The organism is Microcoleus sp. K4-B3 (assembly GCF_036704615.1).
In the GTDB taxonomy this organism is placed as follows: Bacteria; Cyanobacteriota; Cyanobacteriia; order Cyanobacteriales; family Microcoleaceae; genus Microcoleus.
Genome location: NZ_JAUBSF010000012.1, coordinates 1 through 26,364, shown reverse-complemented (window position 1 = coordinate 26,364; position 26,364 = coordinate 1). Strand labels below are relative to the sequence as shown.

Genomic DNA, 26,364 nt, shown 5'->3' with positions numbered 1-26,364 from the left:
AACTTAAAAAGTGAAACTAGAAAGTCAGGCGTGATAGCTTAGCTTTATGCAGATAGGTGATGACTGATGGTTGTAGCAGAAGCTAGGCGAGAAAAAGAATACTTGAGACGGAGATTTACTGATACCGGGCTGCGGCGGTTGGGTAAATTCCTGCGATCGTGGCGGGAAGCTAGGGGGTGGAGCGTTCACGAACTGAGCGAAAAGACCAAGCAGCATGAGGCTCAATTTTATAATCTAGGGGGAGAGCCTTTGCCCAAAGTTTTGGGGGTCAGCATTGCAGGCATTTCGAGAATCGAAAATGGCTATTACAACAAGCCTGCACCCGATCTTTTGTGGCTGTTCCTCGATGTTCTCGAACCAGTTCACCCGGTTGAAAAGCGGTTGGTTACTCTAGAAGACTTACTGTTGATCGGAACTGAATTTTGGAACCCAAACGTCGAGGCGTAGGATTGACTTAATAGTTAAATTGGATCTGTAAAATGCCCGGATTTCTTGACTTTAAGGCTGTCGTCGATCGGGAAAAACTGCGCCCTGTGCGATTTACGGATACGGGACGCGGTAGATTGGGCAAACTTCTGAAAGCAGCTAGAGAGATTCGGGGCTGGTCAATTATTGAAACAGAAATGGTCACAAAAGAATACGAGGCCGCTCTGTTTCGGACAGCCGGAGATCCTGTACCAAAAGATGTCGGTATTAGTAATGCTACTGTTAGTCGCTACGAACGCGGGAAGTTAGAAAGTTTGGATTGGCGATCGCTCTCTCTGTTATGCTTTGTCCTCAAGCCGATCGATCCGGTGACTGGGGAAGCCCTGGAACCGACAAATGCGCTTTATATCGCCTGCGAACATCCGCCGTATAATGACGCGAAGCTCTATGACTAGATTATTTGCAGATAGGTAATGTCAGGACTCTCTAACAAGGCTGTGGTAGACAAAGAGCAGGAATTGCGTCCCGTTCGCTTCACTGAAACGGGGCGGATGCGTTTGGGGAAGATTTTAAAAGCAGCAAGACAGACAACAGGCTGGTCTGTCAGCGAAACAGAGTTCAAAACAAAGGGATATGAAGAGGCGCTGTTCACAGCTACAAATCAACCCGTACCCAAAGATGTGGGTATCAGTGCCGCAACAGTCAACCGTTACGAACGTGGGAAGCTGGATAATTTGGATTGGCGATCGCTCTCTCTGTTATGCTTTGTCCTCAAGCCGATCGATCCGGTGACAGGGGAAGCCCTGGAACCGACAAATGCGCTTTATATCGCTTGCGAACATCCGCCGTACAATGACGCGAAGCTTTACCAAGATAATTGGGTCTAAAGCCCCTTCTTAATAGGACGGCTTTAATTGATTGCCGATTTTTGTTTTAATCGTTTAGTTGCGTCAATATCTATTTTTCAAATTTCATTGCATTCTATTTAAAATAGAATACAATGATACTATACCACAGGTAGAATAACCGCCGATACACATGAGACACCAAGCTCAAACGACTGGTCGGGAAACAATAATGGTTAGTGGGTGGCGAAAACCACGAAAAACATAGCTAGGCTGACTAAGGTAAGCCAAAACCAGAAAAATAAATTTTGGGAAGTTAAAACGTACCGTAGGGCATCCGGTAACATGAGAAGTAATTCTCGAACGCTTGGGGAGATAAAACCCTCTGGGACTAACTAAATTAGGCTCAATATTTGGTTCCTTTGAACGGATATTTGGTTTAAGTATTGCCGCAAGGATAGATAGTTTTAAGGTATGTCGCCAGAACCAAGAATCCCCACGCCTTGAGGCCCGGGAGTGTCAAGAGTAGTTGATTGCTGACATCTGGCAGTATTGTTAATCAGCTTTTCAGGGCGGGCTAGAAGCCCACCCCACAAGCAAAATATTGAGTTGTTGTGGAACAGGCATCTTGCCTGTTCTTAACAATAGTGCGGGCTAGAAGCCCACCCCACAAGCAAAATATTGAGTTGTTGTGGAACAGGCATCTTGCCTGTTCTTAACAATAGCGATCGGGAGTGATTGATTACCGATCGCCCTTTTGTTTAGCAATTAAAGCTTTAGCTTGCTGCCACAGAGATTCTAACTCTTCTGGGGCATAATCTGACAAAGGTCGATCGCACGCAGCCTCTACCTTGGCAAACCGCTGCACGAAGCGATCGTTTGTTCCTTGCAAAGCAGCCGACGGATCTAAATTGTACCAGCGAGCTAATTGAATCAAGACAAACATAATATCTCCCAATTCTGACTGCTGCGCTGCCTTATCCTCGTGTTTGAGAGCGTGTTCAAATTCTGCCATTTCTTCGTGAAATTTATCCCAAACGCCCTCTACACTGTCCCAGTCAAAACTCACTTCCGCAGCTTTTTGAGAGATTTTCATCCCGGCGGCGATCGGCGGCAAAGTGCTGGCATAACGGCTCATTTTCGAGGCTAAAGTTGGTGGCTTTTCTGAAGTTATGCCTTTTTCTGCTGCTTTGATTTTTTCCCAGTTTTCGTTGACTTCATCCACGCTGTTGAGTGCGACATCGCCAAAGACGTGGGGATGTCGCCGAATTAGTTTTTCGGTAATCCCCGCAGCGATTTCGGCGAAGGTAAACTGATTGGATTCGCTGGCAATTTGAGCTTGCAGAATTACCTGTAACAGTAAGTCGCCCAATTCTTCGACGATCGCATCTTTATCTCCTTTGCGAATCGCGTCGGCGGTTTCATAAGCTTCTTCGATGATGTGAGGAATTAGAGTTTGGGGAGTTTGGGCTAAATCCCAAGGACATCCGCCGTCTGGCGATCGCAATTTAGCCACAACTTCTATAAGTTCTTTGAGTGCTGTGAGCGATCGACTTTCAGAATTAGACATAATAATTTACCTTTTATATCAACCGCCAAGACGGTTATAACGTTGTTAATGGCTCCAACCATTGATTGTATTACTTCTTCCTTCTTCCTTCTTCCTTCTTCCTTCTTCCTTCTTCCTTCTTCCTTCTCTCCTTTACATCCGTTACATCCGTTACAGAATCCGTTGCCGAACTTCCTTCTTCCTTCTTCCTTCTTCCTTCTGCTATGGATTTGCTAGATGTGCGAGTGGGAGCTTTGATTTTAGGCCTCTTAATTGTCTTAGGAGGGCGCAACCCGCTCAATCCTTTCTTTTTGAATCTTTTGTAAGCCGAGCCGCCCCAATCGCTCAGATAGTGGCTCATAGCGCCCAATTCTAGACCGATGTAAACGGCTAAAATTTCGATGTGGTGTTCCCAGATCGATAGCCCGTAAGTCAAAACCACATCCTGCCAATTCCCGCCGAAGTTCCCGACTTTTTCGGCAACTGCCAATCCCAAGATTCCGAGAACCGCAATCCAGATAGCGAGGTACAAGATTCGCAAAGCAGTGCCGATGAGTGGGCCGTGGGACAAAAAAGAGCGGTGGCGCAGGCTTTTTTGGTACGGGAGCCAAATCGCTTTGAACCATCCCCAGCGCTGATACTGGCAGGAGTAGATATCCAAGTCGGGGCCAAACATCAGCCCGCCGAATAAGAAGCTGCCGGAAACGAGCAAAGTCAGGTTGCTGCTCTGAGTCTGGCCAAAGGTGAGGGCTGCCACTAAGGGCAAACTCCACATGGTTATTTGATCGTGGGTGCGGCCAGAGGGCATTTAAAGTTTAGGATTTTTTTTACTTGATCTTTCTGAGTTACTGTGATATGATAAATCCCTGTGAGTGCAATTGGGTGATTAGCTCAGTGGTAGAGCGCCTGCTTTACACGCAGGATGCCGTAGGTTCAAATCCTACATTACCCATCGGATAACTCAAGATCAACAGTTTCAGCCGTTTTTAGCCGTCAAGCCGAGAACGGCTTTAACTGTTGCTGTTGACGGTTGACTTTTGAATTTGGTGACGACTAAATTTAACATTCTGTGGCGGATGTCTCAAAAGTTGGCACGCAATGCTAGAAAATGAATTTATTGATTTTCTTTTTTAGAACCGTGTATATGAAGCCTAAAATAACTAGCCCGATCGCGTGGCAGCAAGCTGAACTGCTTATGCAGCCAGCGATGATCCGAGTGCTCGACAACATCCGCAAACAATTAGAAGAGTCAGTTTGGACGGGCACTTATCAAGAAGTGCAGATTCCGATTCCGGGCTATCAACTAATTTTAGAGCATCAAGGCGAGCAAATATGCGTCGATATTTGGGAACTTTGCTATCGAGTCTGCTTTGTCAACTACCAGCCCGCTCACACTCAACTGCAAAGTCAGGAAGTAGTAATTGATACTAGCTTGATTGAGGATGACACTGGCGATGTAGATTGGAATCGTCTTGATGCCAAAGCCAGCAAATTAATACAAGAAATATTCGCCAATTTGGGCAAATAGTCAGTTGACAGTTGTCAGTTGTCTGTTGTCAGTTATCTGTTGTCAGTGGTGAGCTTTCCAGCCAACAGCGAACAGCCAACAGTCAACAGCGAACAGTCAACATTTAAGACTCAACAGTCAACAGTCATCAGTTAACAGTTAACAACCAACAGTCAACAGTCAACAGTCAACAGTCAACAAAATTTTATGGTGATTCAAGAATTGCACGACATTCAAGCAGCGGCCGGTGCTACTTTTGCAGAGTTAACAACCAAAGAAATTGTGCCAGTCAGTTTTGGTAACGACGCAGAAGCGATCGCAGCAACGAAACAAGGTGCCGCTTTGTACGATCGCACTCACTGGGGACGCATTCAAATCTCAGACAGCGATCGCCTGCGGTTCTTGCACAATCAAAGTACCAATAACTTTAATATACTCAAACCCGGTCAAGGTTGCGACACCGTTTTCGTGACTTCCACCGCCCGGACGATCGACCTTGCCACTGCTTACGCTACAGAAGATGCCGTACTGCTGTTAGTTTCGCCCAACCGCCACCGCCAACTGCTGGAATTGCTCGATCGCTATATTTTCCCAATGGATCGCGTCGAGTTAACAGATTTAACCGATACAACTGTTGCTTTCAGTTTCCTCGGCCCGGAAAGCACTCAACTATTAGAAAAAATCGGAGTTACCGAACTAGAAAATCAACCTTACGCTACTCACAAATTGATAAATTTTGCAGGTATGGAAGTCCGAGTTGCGGTGGGTAGCGGTTTAGCAACTCCCGGATACACGTTAATTGCGTCAGCAAGCGATGCCGCCAACTTGTGGCAGGAATTAGTCAAAGCTGGGGCCGTACCGATGGGCGATCGAGTTTGGGAACAACTGCGAATCGAACAAGGACGCCCCGCACCAGATTTTGAACTCACAGATGATTACAACCCCTTAGAAGCCCGCCTTTTAAACACGATTACCTATGACAAAGGCTGCTACATCGGTCAAGAAACTATTGCCCGGTTGAACACCTACAAAGGAGTCAAACAGGAACTTTGGGGCGTGCAGTTGAGCGGTGCGGTTGAACCCGGAACAACAGTCACAATCGGAGAGGAAAAAGTCGGCAAACTCACCAGTTTTACGGAAACTGAATCCGGCTTTTTTGGCCTCGCTTACATCCGCACAAAAGCGGGCGGCGAAGGCTTAAAAGTGCAACTAGGAGAGATTGCCGGGGAAGTAGTAAACGTGCCTTTTTTAAGTTTGTAAGCTTTGGTTTGTCGTGAGGACTAAAGTCCTCAGAATTTTATGAGGATTGAAGCCCTGACGGCGAACCTATAGCGGGTGTTCTACTGGACACCATAAGCTCGCTCAGTATTTAAATTGCACATCAACAAATAATCAAACTCTTGTGGGGTTGGGGCTGCGACGCCGCCCCAAGTATGCAGTTTAAATACACAATATAGCAATCCTCAATCATTTGTAAATTTCTTACTCCCGAGCGAGCGGGTTCGGGGAGGGTTGGGGTGCGGTAACAAATTTACGACTCCTGCAAGGATTGCTATAGCTGATTAAATGATGACATAATCTTCGCCCCAAACAGCTTGACTGGCCTGTGGTTCCGGCTCTACTGGGTCGCTGTAATGAGTGTCAATGTGTCTGATGAAACTTTCTCGATAAGCTTTGAGATGCGAGTTAAGTGCTTCGATATCCTGCTGTCCGGTCGCGAAACTGCTATCTCTTCTAAATTGACCAGATTCCTTAACAAAAGCCATGTCCACTTGCCACAAAGCTCTATCAGTCGGGCGATATGACAAATCAACAATATCGTAAGCTGCGAAGCCTTGGGACTTCATAAAACTCATTACATCATACATCTGACCGAACAAAGTAACTTCTACAATTACATATTCAGTCTGCTGCAAAATTTCAGTTGCTCCCGCTAAAACATCTAATTCCTGTCCGTCTACATCAACTTTAATTAAATACGGGCCTGACAAGTTTCTTTCCCGGCATATTCCATCCAGGGTAATTGCTGGTATGTTTCTCAAATAAGAATTGCTGCTGTCAGTAACGCGATTTTCAGAAAGTGAAGAATGCACCATACCGGGACTGACGTTGAGGGTGAAAACTCCCGATTCTTTGGTCGCTGCTGCAATAATGTATTCTGCACTTTTGAGCTTGCGGCAAATTTTGGCGAGATAAGGTTCATTTTCAGCGATAGGCTCAATTAGCAAATGTCGCGAATCGGGGAAAGTTTCGTAAAGGTTAAAAGTTCCCAAAGCCGCACCGACATCAATCACAGTTTTTGGTTCAAAACCTAAGTTTTTAGCCAGCAGCAAGCTCCCGGACATCGAGTTTCTGAGAATTCCTGTTTGTTGTTGGCTCACAATTTTTTCCTGATTTCAATGTGGATAAAGTTAATATTATGTCTTGCAGCAGAGTTACTGTATGTCCGAAGAGAGAAACGAAGCAATCGCCGAGGTTTGCGATTGCTTCGTTTCCGATCGCAATGACAGAAATAGGTTTTAACGTAACCTGCTACTATTTTGCCGACTTCTGCGCCTTGTTTTCCGGTTCGACAGATTGCAAAGCTTCGTCGAGAATTGCCCGCGCTTCTTCAGCTTTACTTCTAGCTTCTCGATAGCGGACGTTAGCTTGAGCGAAGTTTTTGAGAACTTTGAAACCATCTTTCAAGCGACCAATTTCCTCGGCAGTCACAGCCTCATCTGTAAACAAAATGTCGATCGCCGCCCGGATTTTGAGTGCTTCTTCGCGGGATTCCATCACTTTCAATTTGAGACTTGCCAAATTGCTCAAAATCTGCACAGCTTCAGTAATCGCGTCCTCGCCGTCAGACGCAGCATCTTCGATATCCTTAACTTCAACAAACTGCTTGGGCCCAAATCCCTCCACGAGTTGCGTAGGCAGCTTGCCCTCATCCATGAGATCCATCAGCCGATCCATCGCTTCTTCGCGGGCTTTGGCTGAATCTTTCCCTTTGACAGTTAAAATAATTTCGGGGCTTTGAGGAAGTGTATAGCGAACCATATTTTGACAGCCTGTGCGCGAAAACAATTGAATGATATTTTATCTTTATTCGATCGCCAGTTGCAGCTATCAATCTGCTTCATTACCAACCGCTTGGCAAAACTTGACACATATACACTCAAAAGGAACCCTCGACAATGAAAGATAAATTTCTTAACTTTCTCAACTTGATTTTAGTAGCTGATGTATTTTTCGTCTTTGCCAGTTTTGCGTGGTTTGCGATCGCAGTAGCGGGTCGATCGACCGGGGTGAATCTCGGTTTTGATTTGTGGTACAGTCTCTGGCAGCCCGTATTTAATCCCGCCCTCGGAATTCTTATGGGCGGTGCTATTCTCAGCGGTATAATTAACCAAGTTTCTAAACGCCTCAATCCCAAGTAAAATTGATGTTTTGTTGGAGACGGTGATTGGCTGTGCTACTTAGTTGCCGATCGAACTTGTAGCGTGCGTCAGAGATGAGGCACTAAATTAGGTCGATTAAGCTTGAAAATAAATAAGTAGTCAAAAGCGAGTGAAACGCTCCCCGAAGGAGCGATATCTTATGAAAGCCATCACAAAAGTTATGATAGCTTTACATTCCGTTACAGGGTAAAGTTTATTTTCGCCTACCTATGTTACGTCGAAAATAAGGATTGGACGATCGGACTCTAAAAATATCAACTCATGTTCTGAGTAAGAAAAGTCGGGCATTAATTATGGGAGAACAAAAATGTATCGGTATCCTCACCAGCGGAGGTGACTGTGCAGGCTTAAACGCAGTTATTCGAGCCGTTGTCCACCGCGCAACGGGAACTTACAATTGGAAAGTGAGGGGAATTCGTCAAGCCACCAACGGATTGATGAGTCGTCCCCCTCAAGCAATTCCCTTGGATATTGAGAAAGTAGACTCGTGGCTCACCATTGGCGGTACGATGCTAGGCACGACAAATGAGGGCAACCCTTTTGCTTTCCCGATGTCTGATGGGACTCTACGCGATCGTTCTGACGACATTATCGAAGGCTATCATCAACTAGGTCTGGATGCCTTAATTGGCATTGGTGGCGACGGCAGTCTCGCCATTCTCAGAAAGATTGCTCAACACGGCAATTTGAATTTAGTTGCTATTCCTAAAACTATTGATAATGATGTCGGAATTACCGAGCGTTCCATCGGTTTTGATACTGCTGTCAATATTGCGACTGAAGCACTCGATCGCTTGCATTTTACTGCGGCCAGTCACAGTCGCGTCATGATTGTTGAAGTCATGGGACGCGACGCCGGACATATTGCGATCAGTGCCGGAATTTCTGGGGGAGCTGATATAATTCTGATTCCCGAAATCCCTTACACAATTTCCAAAATCTGCGCCCAAATCCAAGATCGCCAAGACCGGGGAAAAAACTACTGTTTAATTATAGTAGCGGAGGCAGTTCGCACTGAAGAAGGCGAATTAGTAATGCACACAAATCGCTTAGGTCAAAGTCGATTAGGCGGAATTGGTCAGTATTTAGCTGATACAATTTCTGACTGCAGCGGTGCAGAAACTCGCGTCACCGTTTTGGGACATATTCAACGCGGAGGAACTCCTTCATCGCTAGAAAGATTAATTGCTTCTGCTTTTGGCATCGCAGCAGTTGATTTAATTGCCGAAGAGAAATACGACTGCATGGTATCTTGGCAAAAGCGGGAAGTTGTGAGCGTTCCTCTGGAAGATGCGATCGCCAAATACAGACCTGTAGACTTCGATGGGACTCTGGTTAAAACGGCTCGCGGTTTGGGAATTTGTCTGGGAGACTAGACAATTACCCGTCCGATTTCTCAAAGATTAACAATTTGTAGTGAGGGCTAAAGTGCTTTCTTTCTCAACTCAACAGCAAAGACTAAAGTCCTTACTACAAAAATTTTGCACTTGTGAAAAAGGTTTAGGGTGTAATCCGCCCAAAAGTCGCATCGCCCGCCTGCCAGTTTGGATGCCGCAGAGGTACGATGGAATATAGGGAAGGGAGGCCAAGCCCGGTAAGGTTAAGCTTGGCGAAAATACCCACAGGAAGGGAAAAATGACACTTAACTTGCGGCGACCGATTTTAATTGGGGGAATAGGACTTTCAGCAGCGCTGTGGCTGTTGGAAACTCTACAGCATTCGGGTTCAGAAATGGGCGAAACGGCACTCATCGGCTTGGCGGCTGCCGGTGCGGGGTATTGGTGGTGGAAACAACAATCCCCCAAACTCGAACTCGCACTCCCGCAACCCCTAGCGAACAGGGAAGCAGCCGAAAAAGCGATCGCGGCTTCGGAAGCCGCAATTAATTTGCTAGCCTCAGAAGCTCCAAACTCCGCAAATCCAGCTAATCTAACAGCAAAGCTCGATCGGCTCAGAGCCGAATTAGACAGACAAGATTTGCGGATTACCGTAACTGGCGGCAAAGCTGTCGGCAAAACTGCCTTAATTCAAGTTTTAAATTCTAATTGGGCTTCTCAACACCCGCAAAAGCTTAGTTTACAAGAAACAGCACCGCTGTTTGCTAATACAAATGCCGATGCCAAAATCAACGGTGATTTAGTGCTGTTTGTGACAGCGGGCGACATCACGGATTCCGAATTTAAAACATTATCTCAGCTAGCGTCTGCCAGTCAGCGCGTGCTGTTAGTCTGGAACAAACAAGACCAATATTTGCCAGAACAGCAGTCGCAGGTTTTGCACTCTTTGCAGCAAAGAATGGAAGGCATATTGCCGACAGAAGATATAATTGCGATCGCAGCTTCTCCCAATTCTATTAAAGTGCGCCAGCACCAAGCAGACGGCACATTTAAAGAACGCATCGAAAATCAAGTCTCTCAACTCGACGCGCTGACGGAAAGATTGACTAAAATCTTAACTGAAGAACGGCAACAGTTGGTCTGGGCTAGTGCAGTGCGCGAAGCTGCAAGTATCAAATTAGAGGCGAAAACCTTCTTAAATGCAGTCAGGCGCGATCGGGCACTTCCCATTATCGAACAATATCAGTACATCGCCGCCGCCGCCGTTTTTACTAACCCGGTTCCAGCTTTAGACTTGCTAGCAACAACCGCCATCAGCACCCAACTCGTAATCGACCTCGGCGCCATCTACCAGCAAAAGTTTTCCTTAGAGCAAGCTAAGACAGTAGCAGCAACTTTGGCTAATCAAATGTTCAAATTGGGATTAGTAGAACTGTCTACTCAAACTATTACTGGACTGCTGAAAAGCAATGCTGTCACCTACGTAGCCGGAGGCGCAGTGCAGGGAATTAGTGCAGCATATTTTACCAGAATAGCTGGACTGAGTTTAATTGAATATTTCCAAAGTCGAGAACTGGAAAATGCTGGAATAGGCATTTTAAATATCGACCAGTTGACTAAAACTTTGCAAGCAGTATTTACGCAAAATCAGCAAGTTTCCTTCTTGCAATCTTTCGTCAACCAAGTGGCGAGTCGCCTTTCATCTCAGGTATCTGGGCCCGAAACCGTTAAGTCCGCGGTCAATTAGAAGTAGCCCAGCATCTGATGTTGTTAAATTCGGTCGATCGCCCATGATATCCGTAGGGACACGGCAGTGCCGTGTCCTAGCCGCAGCCCATTAAGAAACCGTTAATTCACGGGTTAATTAAAATTAGTTCAGCATCTGATATTAAATCCGCTCAATCGCCCAGGATATCTGATATTAAATCCGGTCGGTTGCCCAGGATATCCGTAGGGACACGGCAGTGCCGTGTCCCTACCTAATTCCCCAATAAAAAATAATAAATTTATGAAAAATTGTATTAAAATAAGAAATAGGATTTATAATTCGACGATCAATTATACCTGCTTAAAAAAGCCGATCGCCAATGGCTGACAATTCCCTTCAAGAAAATCGCTTATCCCTTGCCCGCGCCAGTTTGCGCGAATCCCTGGCGCGCTATTCCCACCTGCGTCAAGGGAAAAAAAACTCCAATAATACAGAATTAGAAGCGGCGCTTCAATATCAGTTAGATATCTTAACTTCCACCTCAGAAAAACTCGACCACAACATAATCCGCATTGCTACTTTCGGCCTAGTCAGCCGCGGCAAGTCAGCCGTATTAAACGCGCTTTTAGGTCAAAAAATTCTGCAAACAGGCCCTCTCAACGGCGTGACTCAGTGGCCGCGTTCCGTGCGCTGGAGTGTGCCTTTATCCTTCCTTGACAGCGACGAATCCCCTCAACCCCCCCTTGGCAAGGGGGGGAAAGGAGGGGTGCAAGTTGAATTAATCGATACTCCCGGACTTGATGAAGTTGGCGGCGAAGTGCGCGGCGAAATGGCGAAACAAGTAACTCGCCAAGCTGACTTAATTCTGTTTGTCGTTGCAGGCGATATCACCCGAACTGAATATCAAGCACTGTGCGAATTGCAAACAGCTCAAAAACCGGTAATTTTAGTTTTTAATAAAATTGACCTTTATCCAGAATTAGACAGAAAAGCTATTTACCAAAGTTTGCAAGCGCTGGCAAATTCTGAAGAGTTAGCAGCCGCTGCGGTAACAGAGGAAATAGATAGCGAAAATTTGTCCGATCGCCCAAACAACTCCTCCGATAAATCTACTGCCAAATCACCGCCTAAAACTTCCAAATCATTAGAAATAGTCATGGTAGCCGCCGAACCAGCGCCGGTGCAAGTGCGGGTGGAATGGTCTGACGGAAGAGTAACTAACGAATGGGAGTCACCGCCCGCGCAGATAGACGAACTCAAACATAAAATTTTGACAATTCTTAATAGAGAAGGTCGATCGCTCCTCGCTCTAAATGCTTTAGTTGAAGCTAGAGATGCCGAAGCAAACATTGCCCGTCACGTTCTCAAATTGCGACAAACAGAAGCCGAAGATTTAATCTGGCAATTTGCGAAATATAAAGCTTTGGCTGTCGGTTTAAATCCGGTGGCATTCTTGGATGTAATGGGAGCAACTGTCGCAGATTTAGCCTTAATTCGCTCTTTATCCAGACTTTACGGCTTACCCATGACTGGTTACGAAGCGGGGAAACTTTGGCAGACTATTTTCTCCAGTGCTGGCGGCGTACTTTTGGGAGAATTGGGTAGCAGTTTTCTGTTGGGATTTGGCAAAAGTGCGGCTGCTGCGGCCCCGCAAATCGGCTTTTCTACTTTTGCCGGAGTTGCTGTCACTCAAGCTAGTTTAGCAGCTTACGGAACCTACGCTGTCGGTCGCGCTGCCCAAGTTTATTTAGAGAAAGGCTGCACCTGGGGCCCCCTGGGGCAAGATACGGTAATTCAAGAAATTCTCGCCACCATCGAGCGCAATACAATTATCGATCGCTTGCAGCAAGAGTTTAAAATATGACACAAACAACAGCCATTACTGAAATCATTCAAACTTTAGCAGATGTTGAATCTCGATTCAATATTACGCGAACTGAATCCGAGGGATTTTTCCCAGAATGGTATGCAGATTTACCCGAAATTACAGAAGTCGATAAAGCCGCTCTCAATTTAATTCGGCGGCGATATCTTGATCGTTTAAATGATGGAAGCCTTACAGAAGGAACTGTTACGCTAATCCTGGGTTCGCCTCTATTGGAACGAGCGGGTTTTTACGATCCACCTTTTAAAATGATGGCTGAAAAATCTGTACAAATTGTTTTAGATGACGAGGATAATGAAGTAGAAACTCTCAAGGGACGGATTGATGTTTTAGTGATACAAAATCAGTTTTGGGTGACACTCTTAGAGTCGCAGCGCACCACCATTTCAGTAATGTCTGCACTTCCCCAAACACTAGCATACATGACCGCCAATCCCCGCAAGGATAGACCGAGTTTTGCTGCGATGACAAATGGCAGTGAAATTGTATTCGTCAAGCTAGACTTTCAGAATCCACCTAAATATGACTTATCAAGAATATTTTCACCTGTTCCTCTAATGAACGAACTTTATACGGTTCTTCAAGTCTTGATAAAAATTGGTCGATCGTTCAGCCCTAAAAATCGCAGTTGACTAGGGTGCGTCAGAAGAGCGTTATTTCTTAATAATCGAAGAGCTAGGATCGGACGCACCCTACTGCTTTTATTCTTATACAATTGTCATATCAATTCCGTTAGCATCGGAATGATATAAACGGAGGACACGGCACTGCCGTGTCCCTACAATTGATCGTGGTAGGGACACGGCACTGCCGTGTCCTCTATATCATAAGGAGTGCAGCCGGAATAGATATCAAAAAAGGATGCAACTGTAGGTAAACTCCAAACCACCATACTCATCAGTGATTACCAATTTTTTAATCGCAAATCGAAAATTGAAAATGGTATTACCGTCTCGCAATTCTAACACCTTCTCTAAAATGAGCGATCGTCGCAATTACCGCTATAGAAAAGTAAAAAATTCTAATCAGCCAAAAACAAACCCGCATTGACCAAGAAACAATAGTTGGAGCAATACCGGTTAGCTGTACAAATCTGGAATTAACTTTTTTTTCAAAGCTGTCGAGGTCTTTCATCTCCGATTGTTTCGTCGGGATAACCGGAAACTGACCAGTATATACGTAATAACCGATAAAACCAGGCAATCCTACCTTTCTGTTCAAAAATGAGTTAGTTAATGTTGCAGTTTGCGCGGGTAATAAGTTATCCGACTCCTCTACTTTTTCCAGCCAAGAATTATATCTAATGGCTGGCGTAATCATGAACACTAAAGGAACTATAACTATCAACAAAGCTGCACTAATTTTGCGACCGTATTGAGGGTGTAGAAGCCTTGCCGCCACACCCACTCCCATACCGATAAAAGCAAATATTAATATATTTAACAGTTCAATAATTTCGATGCCTCTCAACAAATCGCCGATAATCAGAATTGTATATAATAATTTGTCTGCCAGTAGCAGAGCTGCCCACTTGATGAGAATTGAAACGCCTACAATAGTAGCTACAATCGCCACATACCCGATGGCACCTAGAACGTACAGTAAAATCGAACCGGCTTGTTTGAATGATTGCATGGAATTATTCACTCTTGTGAAAGTTTAGGAGTCTGATTGACAAAAAAAATTAAAATTTTAGAGCAATCTGGAGATCCAAATTAGATTTTTAAAATTGATTAGCTTGACATCTTGAAATCAATCTAAAATCTACAATCTACAATCGATCGACAAGTTCCCGTGCTGCCGCTTTGGTGACTTGTGCGATCCGTTCCTTCACAACATCCTCTTCGATCGCCCTCGGCTCTGGCTCCTGTTCGCGATCGATCCCCAACCATAAAAGATACTCGATATTACCCGCCGGGCCAAGTAAAGGCGACCACGTTAAGCCGCGTTGCTGCCATCCTAAAGCTGTGGCTGCCTTCCGCACTTGAAAAATCGCATCGGCTTGAGTTGCTGAGTCTCTCACTACGCCTTTTTTCCCTACTCTCTCGCGCCCTACCTCAAACTGCGGCTTTACCAGCAACACCGCTTCTCGCGGTGGTGCCAACAATTCCCACAGCGCCGGTAAAATCTTATCCAGGGAAATAAACGACACATCTACTACCGCTAAATCTGCTCGCTCAGAGTCGCCGTAAAGCTCAGTAGCAGTCATGTACCGCAAATTGGTGCGTTCTTTCAAAATTACCCTCGGATCGTTACGCAAGCCCCAATCTGCTTGACCGTAGCCAACATCTACGCCGTAGACTAGGGCGGCGCCGGCTTGCAGGAGACAGTCGGTAAAACCGCCTGTGGAAATGCCGCCGTCGAGACAAATTCTGCCTGCAACGGGAATCGCAAAAACTTCTAAAGCTTTGGCTAATTTGTCGCCGCCTCTAGAAACATAGCGCGATCGCTCTTTGATCTGAATTTTTGCTGCAATGTCAACCTCAGTGCCCGGTTTGTCAACTACCTGTTGGTTGATGGAGACTTTCCCCGTCCGAATCAATGCCTGAGCTTGCTGTCTGGAACTGCACAAATCTAGGCTGACCAATAAAGTGTCTAGTCGCTGTTTAGCCAAGGTTTTTAATCTGTACGGATAGGGTTAAGAACAGTACCAGATTAGCACTTACGGACAAGCCCGACTGCTGATTTTTGGCGACCATTTTGGTTTTGCGCTCATCGAGGGGCGATCGCCCCCACCTCACATTATGTGACTGAGATCGCTCTGATTGTGTAGTTGGATCACAGATATACCTTCATAAAATCACACAAAAATTTTGGCGACTAGCGCATGATTTAGATGCAGCTAAAAGCACTACAAATATCCGCAGGGCGATCGACAATGAAACCAATTAACTTTCCTATCAGAAATCAGGGCAATTGTCAAGAAAATCCCCTGGCCTTCATCAGCGGTGATATCATCCACATTCTTTACCCCAACGGCGAAGTAGAAGCAAGAACCGCCGAACAAGTCAATCTGGGCCAAACCAAAAATCCCCTGGACAAATGCCTCGTCTGGGGATCTGTTGGCGATTTTTAACACCCGTTTCAAGAAAGAATGCAATTGTAGGGAAGCTCCAAACCTTTAATTCATAAGTCATTCCCAATTATTCAAATCTTTAATCTCAAATTTTTAATCTCAAATCTTTAATCTCAAATTGTCTAACCCATAAAAAAAGATCGCTTGGAGGCTGTGAGGCCAAAAAAAGCGATCGATCCAACTGCTACTAACTGCAAACCACAAGTGCAATTTGCTGTTAAAAGAAGTAGCAAATTGACTTAAATATCTTGTTCGCTCAATTCGCGAATCAAGTAATCAAAAGGCTGCTCCAAAAAAGGCCCCACAGACAAGCCAGCAGCTTCCACCTGAGCCTTAACCATCTCCTTCATAATGCCAATCCCCATCACCGTCGGGCCAATGGGAACGCTGAGAGAATTGTAAGTTTCGCGCAAACCTTGCAGCACGCGCTCGTCGAGTACGTCGGTACTTCCGGCCACCAAGGCGTAAGTAGCATAGCGCAAGTAGTAGTCCATATCCCGCAGACAAGCCGCGTAGCGGCGAGTCGTGTAGGCATTTCCGCCCGGACGGATCAATTCAGGCTGTTCGGCAAATAGCTGAATACCAGCTTGCTTGACAATTGTCGCAGCATTGCTGTTAATCGCCGCCGCCGCCTGTACCCGTGCCGTGCCTGTTGCAAAATAAGATTTCAACCGATCGATACCATCTCGGTCTAAATACCTACCAGCAACATCATAATTTTCAATCAGGCTCGTCACTGCATCGCGCATAAGTTTCTCTCCCAAAAATCTTTATCAATACTTTGCTATCTGAGACAGACCGCCTATTGTAGACTACTACAAATCGGCGTTTGATTAAGATTTGAGATAGGATTTTCACGAAGGGTAGTCTATCCCCGGCAAACGGCCGCAAAATTCAGCCGTTTGCCTAGTATCTTCAGCCGAAAAATCGACAGGGCAAGAATCTCGAACTGCCCGACTGCACTGGGCCCCTATTTCTAAATTTTGTAGCCATAGATACAAAATAGTGGATACTGAAGGCCTACGATCGCCCAAACAGTCTGAAATCGGCCGATCGCCAAGACACAACCAATATCAGGAGTAAGTCATGTTCCAGACGCCCCAAGAAGCCTTAAATTACATAAAAGAAAATAAAATCCAGATCGTTGACCTAAAGTTCATCGATATGCCGGGGATCTGGCAGCACCTTTCCCTGTTCCACGACCAAATCGACGAAACCGCATTCACAGACGGGGTACCCTTCGACGGTTCCAGCATTCGGGGCTGGAAAGCCATCAACGAATCTGACATGACGATGGTCATCGATCCGACCACCGCTTGGATGGACCCGTTCATGGCAGAACCGACCATCAGCTTCATTTGCAGCATCAAAGAACCCCGCACCGGCGAACCGTACAGTCGCTGTCCCCGCACCATTGCCCAAAAAGCCATAGACTACTTGCTTTCGACCGGTCTCGGCGATACAGCATTCTTTGGCCCGGAAGCAGAATTCTTCATTTTTGACGACGTTCGCTTCGACCAAACCCAAAATTCCGGCTACTATTACGTAGATTCGATCGAAGGTCGCTGGAATTCCGGCAAAGAAGAAGCAGGCGGCAACCTCGGCTACAAACCGCGTTACAAAGAAGGTTATTTCCCAGTAGCACCAACCGATACCTCACAAGACATGAGAACGGAAATGCTGCTGACAATGGCAAAATGCGGCGTACCCATCGAAAAACACCACCACGAAGTCGCCACCGGCGGTCAATGCGAACTCGGTTTCCGCTTTGCAACTTTAGTTCAAGCCGCTGACTACTTGCTGACTTACAAATACGTCATCAAAAACGTCGGCAAAAAATACGGCAAAACCATCACCTTCATGCCCAAACCGCTGTTTAACGACAACGGTTCCGGGATGCACGTTCACCAGTCGATTTGGAAAGACGGCCAACCTCTATTTGCAGGCGATCAATATGCTGGTTTCAGCCAAATGGGACTGCATTACATCGGCGGCATTCTCAAGCACGCACCGGCACTTTTGGCAATCACCAACCCCACGACCAATTCCTACAAGCGTTTAGTTCCGGGCTTTGAAGCGCCTGTAAACTTAGCTTACTCTCAAGGGAATCGATCGGCATCAGTGCGGATTCCTTTGTCGGGAACCAACCCCAAAGCCAAGCGGTTAGAATTCCGCTGTCCGGATGCCACTTCCAACCCCTATTTAGCATTTGCAGCCATGCTGTGCGCCGGCATAGACGGCATCAAGAATCAAATCGATCCGGGCGAACCTTTGGACGTGGATATCTACGACCTTTCCCCGGAAGAATTGAGCAAAATTCCTTCGACTCCCGGTTCCTTGGAAGGCGCTTTAGAAGCTTTAGAAAAAGACCACAGTTTCTTAACTGAAACCGGCGTATTTACCGAAGACTTCATCCAAACCTGGATTTCCTACAAACTAGACAATGAAGTCAACCCGATGCGGCTGCGTCCTCACCCCTACGAGTTTGCTTTGTACTACGATTGTTAGAAAATTAATAATTAAAAATTAAAAGTTAAAAATGGGAATTGTACTATTTTTAACCTGTAATTTTTAATTAATCAGAACGCCGCACTTAAAAGCGGCGTTTTTTTGGAATTTAGAACTTCTGGATCGGCGACCAAACTCTCCCGTCACCCGACACTATCTGGGCAACGCTGTTAGTAGTAGGGCCCATTGTAGCCTCAGAGACATCCTCTACAGCCCATTTATTTGCTTTCTCATCAACAATAAACAAATCGTCAGCGGTAGTGCCTTCCTGAACCCGATATATCTTATTCAGAATGAAACGTGCCCTTGCCTCAGCTTTTGGTATGCCCGTAACTTCATCAGAATCGACTGATATGGCACTGCCTTCTTTTAATGTACCTTTTGAGTTGGTTAACTTGCGACCGCTCTTTTCTGCTATTTGCAGGCTGTGAAACTGCAAACAAGGCTCAGTCTCAGAGATATTCGAGGCAGTAGCTAGCGCCCCACTTTTTCCCCCCAGAACCGCTGCACTAGCCGTCAAAATTAGTAAAAGCTTGAAATAATGCACAGTATTTATGCTTCTTTGTTTGTTAGGTGCTGCTTTGATTATAAATTAGCAATTAGCAATTACCAATGACCAAACGATGTCCGATATTTTTGTGATGATCCGCAATCAGAGTAACGTCGCCATGACTTCAGTTGACGGCATTGCGTTTGTCACTTTACTGACTCAAGAAGGACGAGTGCTTGCCGAGGAGACAGTTGACCTGTTTGAGGCAGATGTGAATTTTGATAACCTGAAGCAGGGAAAATATACTGTAGTTGTCAGGCACGAAGGCGTTGAACCTCGATCGGCAACCTGTAGTGTTACAATCACCGATGAAGATAAAGTAATCATGCTGACATTTGTTTACTTGGAGCTAGAACGGGTGCTGCTCCGCATTCAAACTTCAACCGAAGAAAGACTATGACCGTGAAAGTTACTCCGCCAAATTCAATTAAAATGTTTCGCTATCGAGTACATTTCTTGGCGAAAGACCTCTGGAGGGAAAAAAACCCGATTTGTCGGATGAATCTGGCTTTACAGTTAGCCGATGTGGCGACAACTCTGGCTAGATTAGAAGTAGAAGAGGCGCGAAAATTTCAACAAGAGTCTGCTAGTGTTGAGGCCCAAGACTCGACGGAACCTGAAAAGTTTTGAGTGTATGAGGTTGCTTTGTGTGATCCGCGCAACCCTTGCGTGATAGCAGTTTCAAAAAATAATCTAACTGTAGAAAAGCTCCAAACCCTGATAGTCATCAGTCATTTTTAATCTAAAATCTAAAGTCTAAAATCTAAAATGGTATGACTCGCAACTCAAAACTATTGTCATTGGTTGAGCTAGTAAAAACATTCTCTGTATAAAATTGAATCTCCGTGCTAAACAATAACTTTCTGCCTTGCGAGGTAATTGGTTGTCGAAAAAACTGCGTTACACTTATACAAGTATCTTTACAAAACAACATAAAAGCATGACTGTTGCCTATCCCCGCAAGCTTCGCAACGCAATGGGAGCGCGCGAAATTTTAGCTCAAGTAGTGCGCGATCGCGAAATTCACCTAATCACCCTCAACCGCTACCGCTACAGCGAACAGCGCAGTTGCAAAGACCTCACGGACTTGATCGAACAGCTAGACGGGAACCCGGCAGAACTGGTGCGCGACCTCTCCCGGCACATTTCCGACGAAGCGCGGCACGCCATGTGGCTCACCGACTTGCTGGTAGACATCGGCCAAAATGTGGGAACGCCGCCGGGAGTCTCCTACATTGACGAATTTGAAAGGTTGTATGACAGCGAGCAACAAGACCCTACCAAAGACCGCGAAGACTTCGTAATTTCTTCCCTCGCCGCGATTAACGTCACGGAGAAGCGGGGATGCGAGTATTTCGGCGCGCACATCCACGCCCTCAAACAGGCTCCCCAAACCGACGAAAACGTCAAAATCCGCGAAACCATCGAAAAGATTTTTCCTGAAGAAGCTGGTCACGTCCGCTGGGGGAACCGCTGGCTGGCCCAAATCGCCGACAAAAGCCCGGAACACCGCCAAAAGGTGGAACAGGCCAAGCGCAAGTATATGGCGATCGAACAAGCAGCATTTGAATCGGGAATGGATATCATGCTGGGGGCAGAACTCCGCCGCGTCACCCGCCTCGTGGACATTGCCAACACCATGCCGATGTGGGAACGCCCGCAATACCTGATGGAACGCTTGCCCAGAACCCTGCTGGCCCCCGACTTGCAAATGACCAGAGTCGATGTCGCTCAGCGGGCCTGGAACCGCGACCCGCAGGCATTTGTGGAGAAATTTGTGCCGATGTTCCTCAACGGCATGAAAACCATTGAGAAGAAGCCGACGGCAACTAAGACCAGCGCTTAAACACAGGTGAGCAATTGTGGGCGGGGGGAGTATAAACCCGGTTTCTTCTTGGCTGCTTCGTTGAGGGGCACAATATTTTTGTGAGAAACCGGGTTTCTTTTTGTAAGTCCTAAAGGTGAACGGGAACCAGAGGCGGTTGAAAACCGATTTCCTTTCTCTTGCTAATCCCCGAATGGTTGGCATTGTATAGGTGAGATTTTGGACAAATCCAAAATTTAAAATCTACAATCTCAACCTGTAGGAAGTAAACTGATTAGTGGAAGACTTTCCGTCAAATCATAACTATGACTACTAGCGAGCCGAACATACAAACAGTTTCCACAGAAAGCCTATCGAGTGAAAGCGCGATCGCCTCCGAGCAGGTCGAAAAAGCCACAGCCGTCACCTATGCAGAAGAAATTGAAACTGTCATCGCCAGCATGGCTGTAGACCAAAAAGTGATGGTCGGTCAAAGTGAAGCTGGCGGACATCTTTGGAAGTTTAAGTACGGCAGTGTTGAAGTGTTCGTGCAACTCACCGGCGAAACCGAAGATGATACTTTGACTGTTTGGGCTTTTGTACTGCAGTTGCCGGCGAAGAATGAAGCTCAATTAATGCGGAAAATCCTAGAAATGAATTGGCTGTCTACTTTGGAATCTCATTTTGCCATTGTTGACAATAAAGTTGCTGTAGTATCGACTCGGACGATCGCCGAAATCTCGGCCGGGGAAATTTCTCGGGTTATTACTATTGTCGCCACGATCGCCGATGACAACGACGACGTACTGCAAGCAGAATTCGGTCAGTAGTCATTAGTTAACAGTTAACAGTCAACATTTAACAGTTAACCGTTAACTAATATGCAGGCCCTGCGATCCAAGCAATAGTGATTCCCAGCCCCAAACCTACAAGCACTTGAAAAGGAGTGTGTCCCAACAACTCTTTGAGGCGAGCCTCATTAAGGTTGTGATCTTCCTCAAAAAACTCGTCAATAATTTGGTTGAGGATGCGAGCTTGCTTGCCTGCTGCTTGGCGGACGCCTGCTGCGTCGTACATCACAATAATTGCAAAGATCGCAGCGATCGCAAACTCCGGACTTTCCCATCCCATCGTTTGTCCGACTCCAGCAGCCAAAGCGCCCACAAAAGACGAGTGAGCGCTGGGCATTCCCCCCGTTGTTACCAAATACCGAAGATTAAACTTGCGATTTTTGACCAACTCGATCGGCAGCTTAATGATCTGAGCCGCCAGACAAGCGATCAAAGCAACTACCAGTACATGATTGTTTAATACGCCGCTGCAAATTTCCTGCATAGTGTTTGATATTTCTAGTTACTGCGGCTGGTAATAAAATCGGCGATCGCCAGCAGCGGTAGAGCTTTGCTCCCAAATACTGCCAATTGAGCCTTAGCATCAGCAACAAGCTGCGAAGCTTGGCGCCGAGACTCCTCAATTCCCCACAAACTCGGATAAGTGACTTTTCCTGCTTGAACATCTTTGCCAGCAGTTTTGCCCAGTTCTTCTTGGGTAGCAGTAATATCCAGAATGTCGTCAACGATCTGGAAAGCCAACCCAATATTTTTAGCGAAACGAGACAGCCGCTGCAAATCTGCCTCAGATGCAGATGCCAGAATTGCCCCACAAACTACGCAGGCCTCTAACAGCGCGCCTGTTTTGTGAGCGTGAATGTAATTCAAAGTTTCCAGAGAAACATCTGTCTTTCCTTCCGATTCCAAGTCAACCACCTGACCGCCTACAAGTCCAGCAGCCCCGGATGCCCGCGCTAAATGGGCGATCGTCTGCAACACCTGCTGGGGGGGTACATTCTGAGTTTTAGTGGCGATAAATTCAAAAGCATAGGTCAGCAAACCATCGCCAGCCATAATGGCCATATTCTCGCCGTAGACTTTGTGGTTCGTCAGTTTGCCACGCCGGTAGTCGTCATTGTCCATTGCCGGCAAATCGTCGTGGATCAGCGACATCGTGTGGATCATTTCCACAGCGCAAGCTGTCGGAATTGCCATAGATGTAGTGCCGCCGGCCAGTTCGCAGCTAGCGAGACACAGGATCGGACGCAGGCGCTTGCCCCCCGCTAGCAGCGAGTAGCGCATTGCTTCGTAAATTTTCTCTGGGTAGATGACCGGGAGTGCACTGTCGAGAGCTACCTCGATCGCCTCTTTTCGCTTGACTAGATAAGTACATAAATCGAAAGAGGATTCCGGTTGGGACGAACCCATTTCTGTTGCCAATACCATCCCTTGCTCTCTTTTACTGAATAATTACGTGGGATATTCTGAGCCGTTGGGGTCGGATTGTGCCGACTTTTACGGCGGTAGTTGCTCGAACTGCGAGCATCAATTAATCATTCTACGGGTGTTGTTGCACAGAAAATCTTTGAGTTTTAATAACTTTGTCAAATTACGAGTCAATATAAAATTTACAATCTCAAATATCAAATCTCAAATCCGCTGCTGCTGTCTGGCGACTTCCAAAAACCGCTGCACCGCGGCCGTTGGATCGCTGCGCCAAATCAGAGCGATCGCCACAATGCAGGTTGATTCTGGCAGCGCTTTGTAAACAACCCCGCTGCGCTGGAAATTTTGCATCGACGCCGGGACGATCGCCACTCCCATCTCGGCGGCTACCAGACTCACAATGGTTTGCATTTGAATTGCTTCTTGAGCCGCGATCGGGCTAAAACCTGCTTGCTGACAAAGACTGACGATCGCATCGTACAACCCCGGAGCCAGAGAACGCGGAAATAAAATGAACGGTTCGGTAGAGAGTTCGCGCAATTCCACCTTCGCGCGATCGGCCGCCGGATGCGTTTCTGGCAGTGCCACGATCAGCGGTTCTCGAAAAACGATTTCAGAATTTATCGCATCTTCCTCAACCGGAGGGCGCACGAAGCCGATATCAATTTGCCCGAACCGCAGCCGCTGCAACTGTTCGTTTGTCGTCAGTTCGTGCAGTTCGAGCTTGACGGCGGGACACCGAGTGCGAAAGGCCTGCAAAATCGCTGGAACCACGTTGTGTGCTGCGGAACTCACAAAGCCGATGGTCAGTTGACCGAGTTCGCCCCGACTGGTTTGTCGGCCGAGTTGAATTGCTCGATCGACTTGCAGCAGAATTTTCCCGGCCTCCTCGAAAAAAACCTGTCCCGCTGCCGTTAACTGCACCGTCCGCTTGGTGCGGCGAAACAGTTGAAACCCCAACTCTGCCTCCAAATGCTGGATTTGTTGGCTCAGCGGAGGTTGGGCAATATGCAGTTTTTCGGCTGCGCGAGTGAAATTCAGTTCCTCTGCAACTGCAATGAAATAACGCAAATGCCGAAGTTCCATAGCTCCCCAATCATTGATATTTTAAAAGTCTAAGTTGTTAGTTAAACATATATTGGACATTTATGATGGCATTTAATACAGTGATTAATAGGCGAGATTGAGAATTAAACAATGGCTAATTTGGATAGCATAATTAGAGAAGTAGAGCTGGCAGATTTGGAATTAATCGTGAATTTTATTTCACAAAAAAGCGATTTTGATGGATGTAGAAATCTGTTGGCAGCAACAGCAGATAAATTGCAAAAAACGTTGTTTTTCCAGCCTCCGCTAGTGCGGCTTTTGTTGGCGGAGGTTGCGAAAAAAGCGGTAGGATTTGCTCTTTTTTATTCCTCCTATTCAAGTTTATTGACGCAGCCGTGCCTTTGGCTTGATGATTTATTTGTGCAAGCTCCTATGCGCGGTATGGGAGTCGGGACAGCGCTGTTAAAGTATTTGGCACAAATTGCTGAGTCAACACATTGCGGGCGTATGGAATGGACTGTTAATACTGGCAATGCGCCGGGAATTGCTTTTTATGAAAAGCAGGGAGCGCAGATTTTGGAAAATATTAGGGTTTGCCGTATTGATGGGATGGAATTGGTCTGCTTGCTGGTAAATAATTTAATAACGAACCGCGAAGGCGCAAAGAACGCGAATAGAAGAAAAGAGAAAAGAGAAAAGAGAAGAGGAAAGAAGAGAAGAGATGTCAGAAAATTCTTGGAATTCAGCTCTTTATGAGCAAAATCATGCTTTTGTTTGGCAGTACGGCGAATCTCTTTTGGAGTTACTCGCTCCGAAGGCTGGAGAACGAATTCTGGATTTGGGCTGCGGTACGGGACAGTTAACTGAAAAGATTGCTCAAAGTGGTGCTTTTGTGCAAGGTATTGATTCATCTTTGTCGATGATTTCCACGGCAAAAGTAAACTATCCTCACATTAACTTTGCCGCAGCGGATGCGAGGAATTTTCAAGTAGAATATCCGTTAGATGCTGTGTTTTCTAATGCGGTTTTGCACTGGATTAAACAGCCGGATGCTGTGATTAATTGTGTGGAAAAAGCGCTGAAGCCGGGAGGGCGTTTTGTGGCTGAGTTTGGCGGTAAGGGGAACGTGGGGGCGATCGTCCGGGGGCTTTTGAGTGTTTTGTCAGAAATTGGCTGCCAGGAGCCTGAAGCGCTTAATCCTTGGTATTTTCCGAGTATTGGCGAGTATGCTGGGCTTTGGGAAAAGCAGGGATTTGATGTGGGTTATGGGGTTTTATTCGATCGCCCGACTCCCCTAGAAGGCGGCAGCGCGGGTATAGTAAATTGGATTGAGATGTTTGCTGGCGGGTTTTTGTTGGGGTTGTCTGATGATGTGCGATCGCAGGTAATTAACGCAGTTGAAGAGCGTTTGCGGCCGGCGCTTTACCGTGATGGTAATTGGATTGCAGATTATCGCCGAATTCGCGTTGTTGCTGTCAAAAATTCCTATTTAAATTTTGTATGAAGAGCAAAATTAGGTTCAAATAACCCGGCCCTGTCAAATTAAGTTGACACGTTTTCTATGCCTACCTTAAAAGAACCTCAATCCATCTTTCAGCCTCCCACCTTTGCTACGGTTGAGGAAGAACGCCGTCATCGCAAGCAGCGCCTTGCTGCCGCCTTACGTCTGTTTGGATACTTTGGGTTTAGTGAGGGCCTCGCAGGGCACATTACCGTCCGCGACCCTGAACACCTGGATTGCTTCTGGGTCAATCCGTTGGGTAAACACTTCAGTCTCATCCGGGTCAGCGACCTGCTCATGATGAACCATCAGGGTGAAGTTATAGATGGCCACAAGCCTATTAACACGGCAGCTTATGCAATCCATTCTCAAATTCATGAGGAAGGCAAGCGCATAGCCCAAGCACTAGGGGAGAAGAAAGCCATTATCCTCCGAAACCACGGTCTACTCACGGTGAGTCATTCAGTTGATGAAGCCGCTTGGTGGTTTGTCGCAATGGAACGCTCTTGTCAGGCGCAGTTGATGGCAGAGGCGGCTGGCACCCCCATCCTCATCGACTCTGACAATGCTCGTCTGACGCAGCGCCTGGTAGGCTCACATCAGGTAGGCTGGTTTAGCTTTCAACCGCTTTACGAATTAATCGTACATCAACAACCTGAACTGCTGGAGTAAAGCTGGTTTGATGAATTTTGAATTGAGGAATATCTTAGAAATATCAAGGAATCTGCACTGATTTTTTTAACCACACTCTGTACAAAATAGAAACTAGCTAAGCTGTTTCGCATTTAAATTGTGATAATAGCATTTCCTTTGTTTTTAAGTTTCCGTCCCCATTTGATAACCAATTCTCCTTCATTTAAAAGCTTATGCAACAAAACTTCTAATTCTTCAATTGATTTAAA

30 protein-coding genes, 1 tRNA gene and 1 pseudogene are annotated in these 26,364 nt (G+C 46.3%); 20 read left to right on the top strand and 12 right to left on the bottom strand.

All coding sequences use genetic code 11. The annotated features are described in order from the left end of the window. Positions 1-66: 66 nt before the first annotated feature. From QUA78_RS08320 to QUA78_RS08310, 3 genes are read left to right on the top strand one after another with little or no spacing between them, the layout of a single operon-like run. Complete coding sequence (locus QUA78_RS08320) at positions 67-447, top strand: helix-turn-helix domain-containing protein (protein WP_333030075.1); 381 nt, start codon at positions 67-69, stop codon at positions 445-447. Positions 448-479: 32 nt separating this feature from the next. After that, on the top strand, positions 480-881 hold the full coding sequence (locus QUA78_RS08315) for a helix-turn-helix transcriptional regulator (protein WP_332952988.1): 402 nt from the start codon (positions 480-482) through the stop codon (positions 879-881). A gap of 18 nt (positions 882-899) precedes the next feature. Beyond that, a complete protein-coding gene (locus tag QUA78_RS08310; protein WP_333304329.1) occupies positions 900-1,313 on the top strand; it encodes a helix-turn-helix transcriptional regulator in 414 nt (137 codons plus the stop codon). Between the two features lie 700 nt (positions 1,314-2,013). Here QUA78_RS08310 and mazG read toward each other — a convergent pair. Together mazG and QUA78_RS08300 are read right to left on the bottom strand one after the other, a co-directional pair. Continuing rightward, positions 2,014-2,841 (bottom strand): nucleoside triphosphate pyrophosphohydrolase, encoded by an 828-nt coding sequence (gene mazG / locus QUA78_RS08305; RefSeq protein WP_333304330.1) that lies wholly within the window; start codon positions 2,839-2,841, stop codon positions 2,014-2,016. Between the two features lie 70 nt (positions 2,842-2,911). Further along, positions 2,912-3,628 (bottom strand): metal-binding protein, encoded by a 717-nt coding sequence (locus QUA78_RS08300; protein WP_333304331.1) that lies wholly within the window; start codon positions 3,626-3,628, stop codon positions 2,912-2,914. Between the two features lie 72 nt (positions 3,629-3,700). Between QUA78_RS08300 and QUA78_RS08295 the strand changes: the two genes are divergently transcribed. The 3 genes from QUA78_RS08295 to ygfZ all read left to right on the top strand — a co-directional run bounded on the left by QUA78_RS08295 (position 3,701) and on the right by ygfZ (position 5,587). Next, positions 3,701-3,772: transfer RNA gene (locus tag QUA78_RS08295), tRNA-Val, on the top strand. A 192-nt stretch (positions 3,773-3,964) separates the two neighbouring features. Beyond that, positions 3,965-4,348 (top strand): hypothetical protein, encoded by a 384-nt coding sequence (locus QUA78_RS08290; protein ID WP_333304332.1) that lies wholly within the window; start codon positions 3,965-3,967, stop codon positions 4,346-4,348. Between the two features lie 189 nt (positions 4,349-4,537). Then, positions 4,538-5,587 (top strand): CAF17-like 4Fe-4S cluster assembly/insertion protein YgfZ, encoded by a 1,050-nt coding sequence (ygfZ, locus tag QUA78_RS08285; protein ID WP_333304342.1) that lies wholly within the window; start codon positions 4,538-4,540, stop codon positions 5,585-5,587. Positions 5,588-5,889: 302 nt separating this feature from the next. Here ygfZ and QUA78_RS08280 read toward each other — a convergent pair whose 3' ends face one another. Both QUA78_RS08280 and QUA78_RS08275 read right to left on the bottom strand, forming a co-directional pair. Then, entirely contained in the window at positions 5,890-6,708 is an 819-nt protein-coding gene (locus tag QUA78_RS08280) for an FkbM family methyltransferase (protein WP_333304333.1), read from the bottom strand. 154 nt (positions 6,709-6,862) lie between these two features. Then, complete coding sequence (locus tag QUA78_RS08275) at positions 6,863-7,369, bottom strand: hypothetical protein (protein ID WP_333077855.1); 507 nt, start codon at positions 7,367-7,369, stop codon at positions 6,863-6,865. A gap of 137 nt (positions 7,370-7,506) precedes the next feature. Here QUA78_RS08275 and QUA78_RS08270 point away from each other — a divergent pair, with 137 nt between their 5' ends. From QUA78_RS08270 to QUA78_RS08250, 5 genes are all read left to right on the top strand, one after another. Then, positions 7,507-7,749 carry a hypothetical protein gene (locus tag QUA78_RS08270; protein ID WP_190735043.1) on the top strand — a complete coding sequence of 81 codons (243 nt, stop codon included), beginning with the start codon at positions 7,507-7,509 and terminating at the stop codon, positions 7,747-7,749. Positions 7,750-8,063: 314 nt separating this feature from the next. After that, positions 8,064-9,146, top strand: coding sequence for an ATP-dependent 6-phosphofructokinase (locus QUA78_RS08265; RefSeq protein ID WP_333304334.1), 1,083 nt, complete (start codon positions 8,064-8,066; stop codon positions 9,144-9,146). A gap of 259 nt (positions 9,147-9,405) precedes the next feature. Further along, on the top strand, positions 9,406-10,854 hold the full coding sequence (locus QUA78_RS08260) for a slr1306 family protein (RefSeq protein ID WP_333304335.1): 1,449 nt from the start codon (positions 9,406-9,408) through the stop codon (positions 10,852-10,854). Between the two features lie 340 nt (positions 10,855-11,194). Then, on the top strand, positions 11,195-12,679 hold the full coding sequence (locus tag QUA78_RS08255; RefSeq protein ID WP_333304336.1) for a DUF697 domain-containing protein: 1,485 nt from the start codon (positions 11,195-11,197) through the stop codon (positions 12,677-12,679). Then, positions 12,676-13,332 carry a type I restriction endonuclease subunit R gene (locus tag QUA78_RS08250; RefSeq protein ID WP_333304337.1) on the top strand — a complete coding sequence of 219 codons (657 nt, stop codon included), beginning with the start codon at positions 12,676-12,678 and terminating at the stop codon, positions 13,330-13,332. Before QUA78_RS08255 ends, QUA78_RS08250 begins: the two co-directional genes overlap by 4 nt. Before the next feature lie 313 nt (positions 13,333-13,645). Here the strand turns inward: QUA78_RS08250 and QUA78_RS08245 are convergent, their stop codons facing one another. Both QUA78_RS08245 and QUA78_RS08240 read right to left on the bottom strand, forming a co-directional pair. Beyond that, on the bottom strand, positions 13,646-14,335 hold the full coding sequence (locus tag QUA78_RS08245; protein WP_333304338.1) for a hypothetical protein: 690 nt from the start codon (positions 14,333-14,335) through the stop codon (positions 13,646-13,648). 136 nt (positions 14,336-14,471) lie between these two features. Then, positions 14,472-15,314: a TlyA family RNA methyltransferase gene (locus tag QUA78_RS08240; RefSeq protein ID WP_333304339.1), complete on the bottom strand. Its 843-nt coding sequence runs from the start codon at positions 15,312-15,314 to the stop codon at positions 14,472-14,474. Positions 15,315-15,536: 222 nt separating this feature from the next. Here QUA78_RS08240 and QUA78_RS08235 point away from each other — a divergent pair, with 222 nt between their 5' ends. Further along, the gene (locus tag QUA78_RS08235) at positions 15,537-15,776 is read left to right on the top strand and encodes a hypothetical protein (RefSeq protein WP_333304340.1); all 240 of its coding nucleotides are present in this window, start codon (positions 15,537-15,539) and stop codon (positions 15,774-15,776) included. Between the two features lie 239 nt (positions 15,777-16,015). On the opposite strand, the gene apcB is transcribed toward QUA78_RS08235, so the two are convergent. Continuing rightward, positions 16,016-16,525, bottom strand: coding sequence for an allophycocyanin subunit beta (gene apcB / locus QUA78_RS08230; protein ID WP_333242076.1), 510 nt, complete (start codon positions 16,523-16,525; stop codon positions 16,016-16,018). Positions 16,526-16,862: 337 nt separating this feature from the next. Between apcB and glnA the strand changes: the two genes are divergently transcribed. Next, positions 16,863-18,284, top strand: a complete 1,422-nt coding sequence (gene glnA / locus QUA78_RS08225) for a type I glutamate--ammonia ligase (RefSeq protein ID WP_333398715.1) — start codon at positions 16,863-16,865, stop codon at positions 18,282-18,284. A 109-nt stretch (positions 18,285-18,393) separates the two neighbouring features. On the opposite strand, the gene QUA78_RS08220 is transcribed toward glnA, so the two are convergent. Beyond that, complete coding sequence (locus tag QUA78_RS08220) at positions 18,394-18,831, bottom strand: hypothetical protein (protein WP_333306316.1); 438 nt, start codon at positions 18,829-18,831, stop codon at positions 18,394-18,396. Positions 18,832-18,907: 76 nt separating this feature from the next. On the opposite strand from QUA78_RS08220, the gene QUA78_RS08215 reads away from it, so the two are divergent. The 4 genes from QUA78_RS08215 to QUA78_RS08200 all read left to right on the top strand — a co-directional run bounded on the left by QUA78_RS08215 (position 18,908) and on the right by QUA78_RS08200 (position 21,468). Continuing rightward, positions 18,908-19,234, top strand: coding sequence for a hypothetical protein (locus QUA78_RS08215; protein WP_015178761.1), 327 nt, complete (start codon positions 18,908-18,910; stop codon positions 19,232-19,234). Further along, on the top strand, positions 19,231-19,464 hold the full coding sequence (locus QUA78_RS08210; RefSeq protein ID WP_333104836.1) for a hypothetical protein: 234 nt from the start codon (positions 19,231-19,233) through the stop codon (positions 19,462-19,464). Before QUA78_RS08215 ends, QUA78_RS08210 begins: the two co-directional genes overlap by 4 nt. Positions 19,465-19,774: 310 nt before the next feature. Further along, positions 19,775-20,680: a ferritin-like domain-containing protein gene (locus QUA78_RS08205; RefSeq protein WP_333306314.1), complete on the top strand. Its 906-nt coding sequence runs from the start codon at positions 19,775-19,777 to the stop codon at positions 20,678-20,680. 284 nt (positions 20,681-20,964) lie between these two features. After that, positions 20,965-21,468 (top strand): YbjN domain-containing protein, encoded by a 504-nt coding sequence (locus QUA78_RS08200; protein ID WP_333306311.1) that lies wholly within the window; start codon positions 20,965-20,967, stop codon positions 21,466-21,468. Positions 21,469-21,514: 46 nt separating this feature from the next. Here the strand turns inward: QUA78_RS08200 and QUA78_RS08195 are convergent, their stop codons facing one another. From QUA78_RS08195 to QUA78_RS08185, 3 genes are all read right to left on the bottom strand, one after another. Continuing rightward, positions 21,515-21,973, bottom strand: coding sequence for a divergent PAP2 family protein (locus tag QUA78_RS08195; protein ID WP_333306309.1), 459 nt, complete (start codon positions 21,971-21,973; stop codon positions 21,515-21,517). 14 nt (positions 21,974-21,987) lie between these two features. Further along, on the bottom strand, positions 21,988-22,914 hold the full coding sequence (gene crtE, locus QUA78_RS08190) for a geranylgeranyl diphosphate synthase CrtE (protein ID WP_333306307.1): 927 nt from the start codon (positions 22,912-22,914) through the stop codon (positions 21,988-21,990). Positions 22,915-23,118: 204 nt separating this feature from the next. Further along, positions 23,119-24,000 carry a LysR family transcriptional regulator gene (locus tag QUA78_RS08185; RefSeq protein WP_333306305.1) on the bottom strand — a complete coding sequence of 294 codons (882 nt, stop codon included), beginning with the start codon at positions 23,998-24,000 and terminating at the stop codon, positions 23,119-23,121. A 111-nt stretch (positions 24,001-24,111) separates the two neighbouring features. Here QUA78_RS08185 and QUA78_RS08180 point away from each other — a divergent pair, with 111 nt between their 5' ends. From QUA78_RS08180 to QUA78_RS08170, 3 genes are read left to right on the top strand one after another with little or no spacing between them, the layout of a single operon-like run. Beyond that, on the top strand, positions 24,112-24,717 hold the full coding sequence (locus QUA78_RS08180; protein ID WP_333306303.1) for a GNAT family N-acetyltransferase: 606 nt from the start codon (positions 24,112-24,114) through the stop codon (positions 24,715-24,717). After that, positions 24,683-25,465, top strand: a complete 783-nt coding sequence (locus QUA78_RS08175; protein WP_333306301.1) for a methyltransferase domain-containing protein — start codon at positions 24,683-24,685, stop codon at positions 25,463-25,465. The genes QUA78_RS08180 and QUA78_RS08175 overlap by 35 nt, the downstream gene beginning before the upstream one ends. 57 nt (positions 25,466-25,522) lie before the next feature. Next, a complete protein-coding gene (locus QUA78_RS08170; protein ID WP_333306299.1) occupies positions 25,523-26,134 on the top strand; it encodes a class II aldolase/adducin family protein in 612 nt (203 codons plus the stop codon). Between the two features lie 113 nt (positions 26,135-26,247). Here the strand turns inward: QUA78_RS08170 and QUA78_RS08165 are convergent. Then, positions 26,248-26,364 (bottom strand): annotated as a pseudogene (locus QUA78_RS08165) (IS630 family transposase); the annotation flags it as partial.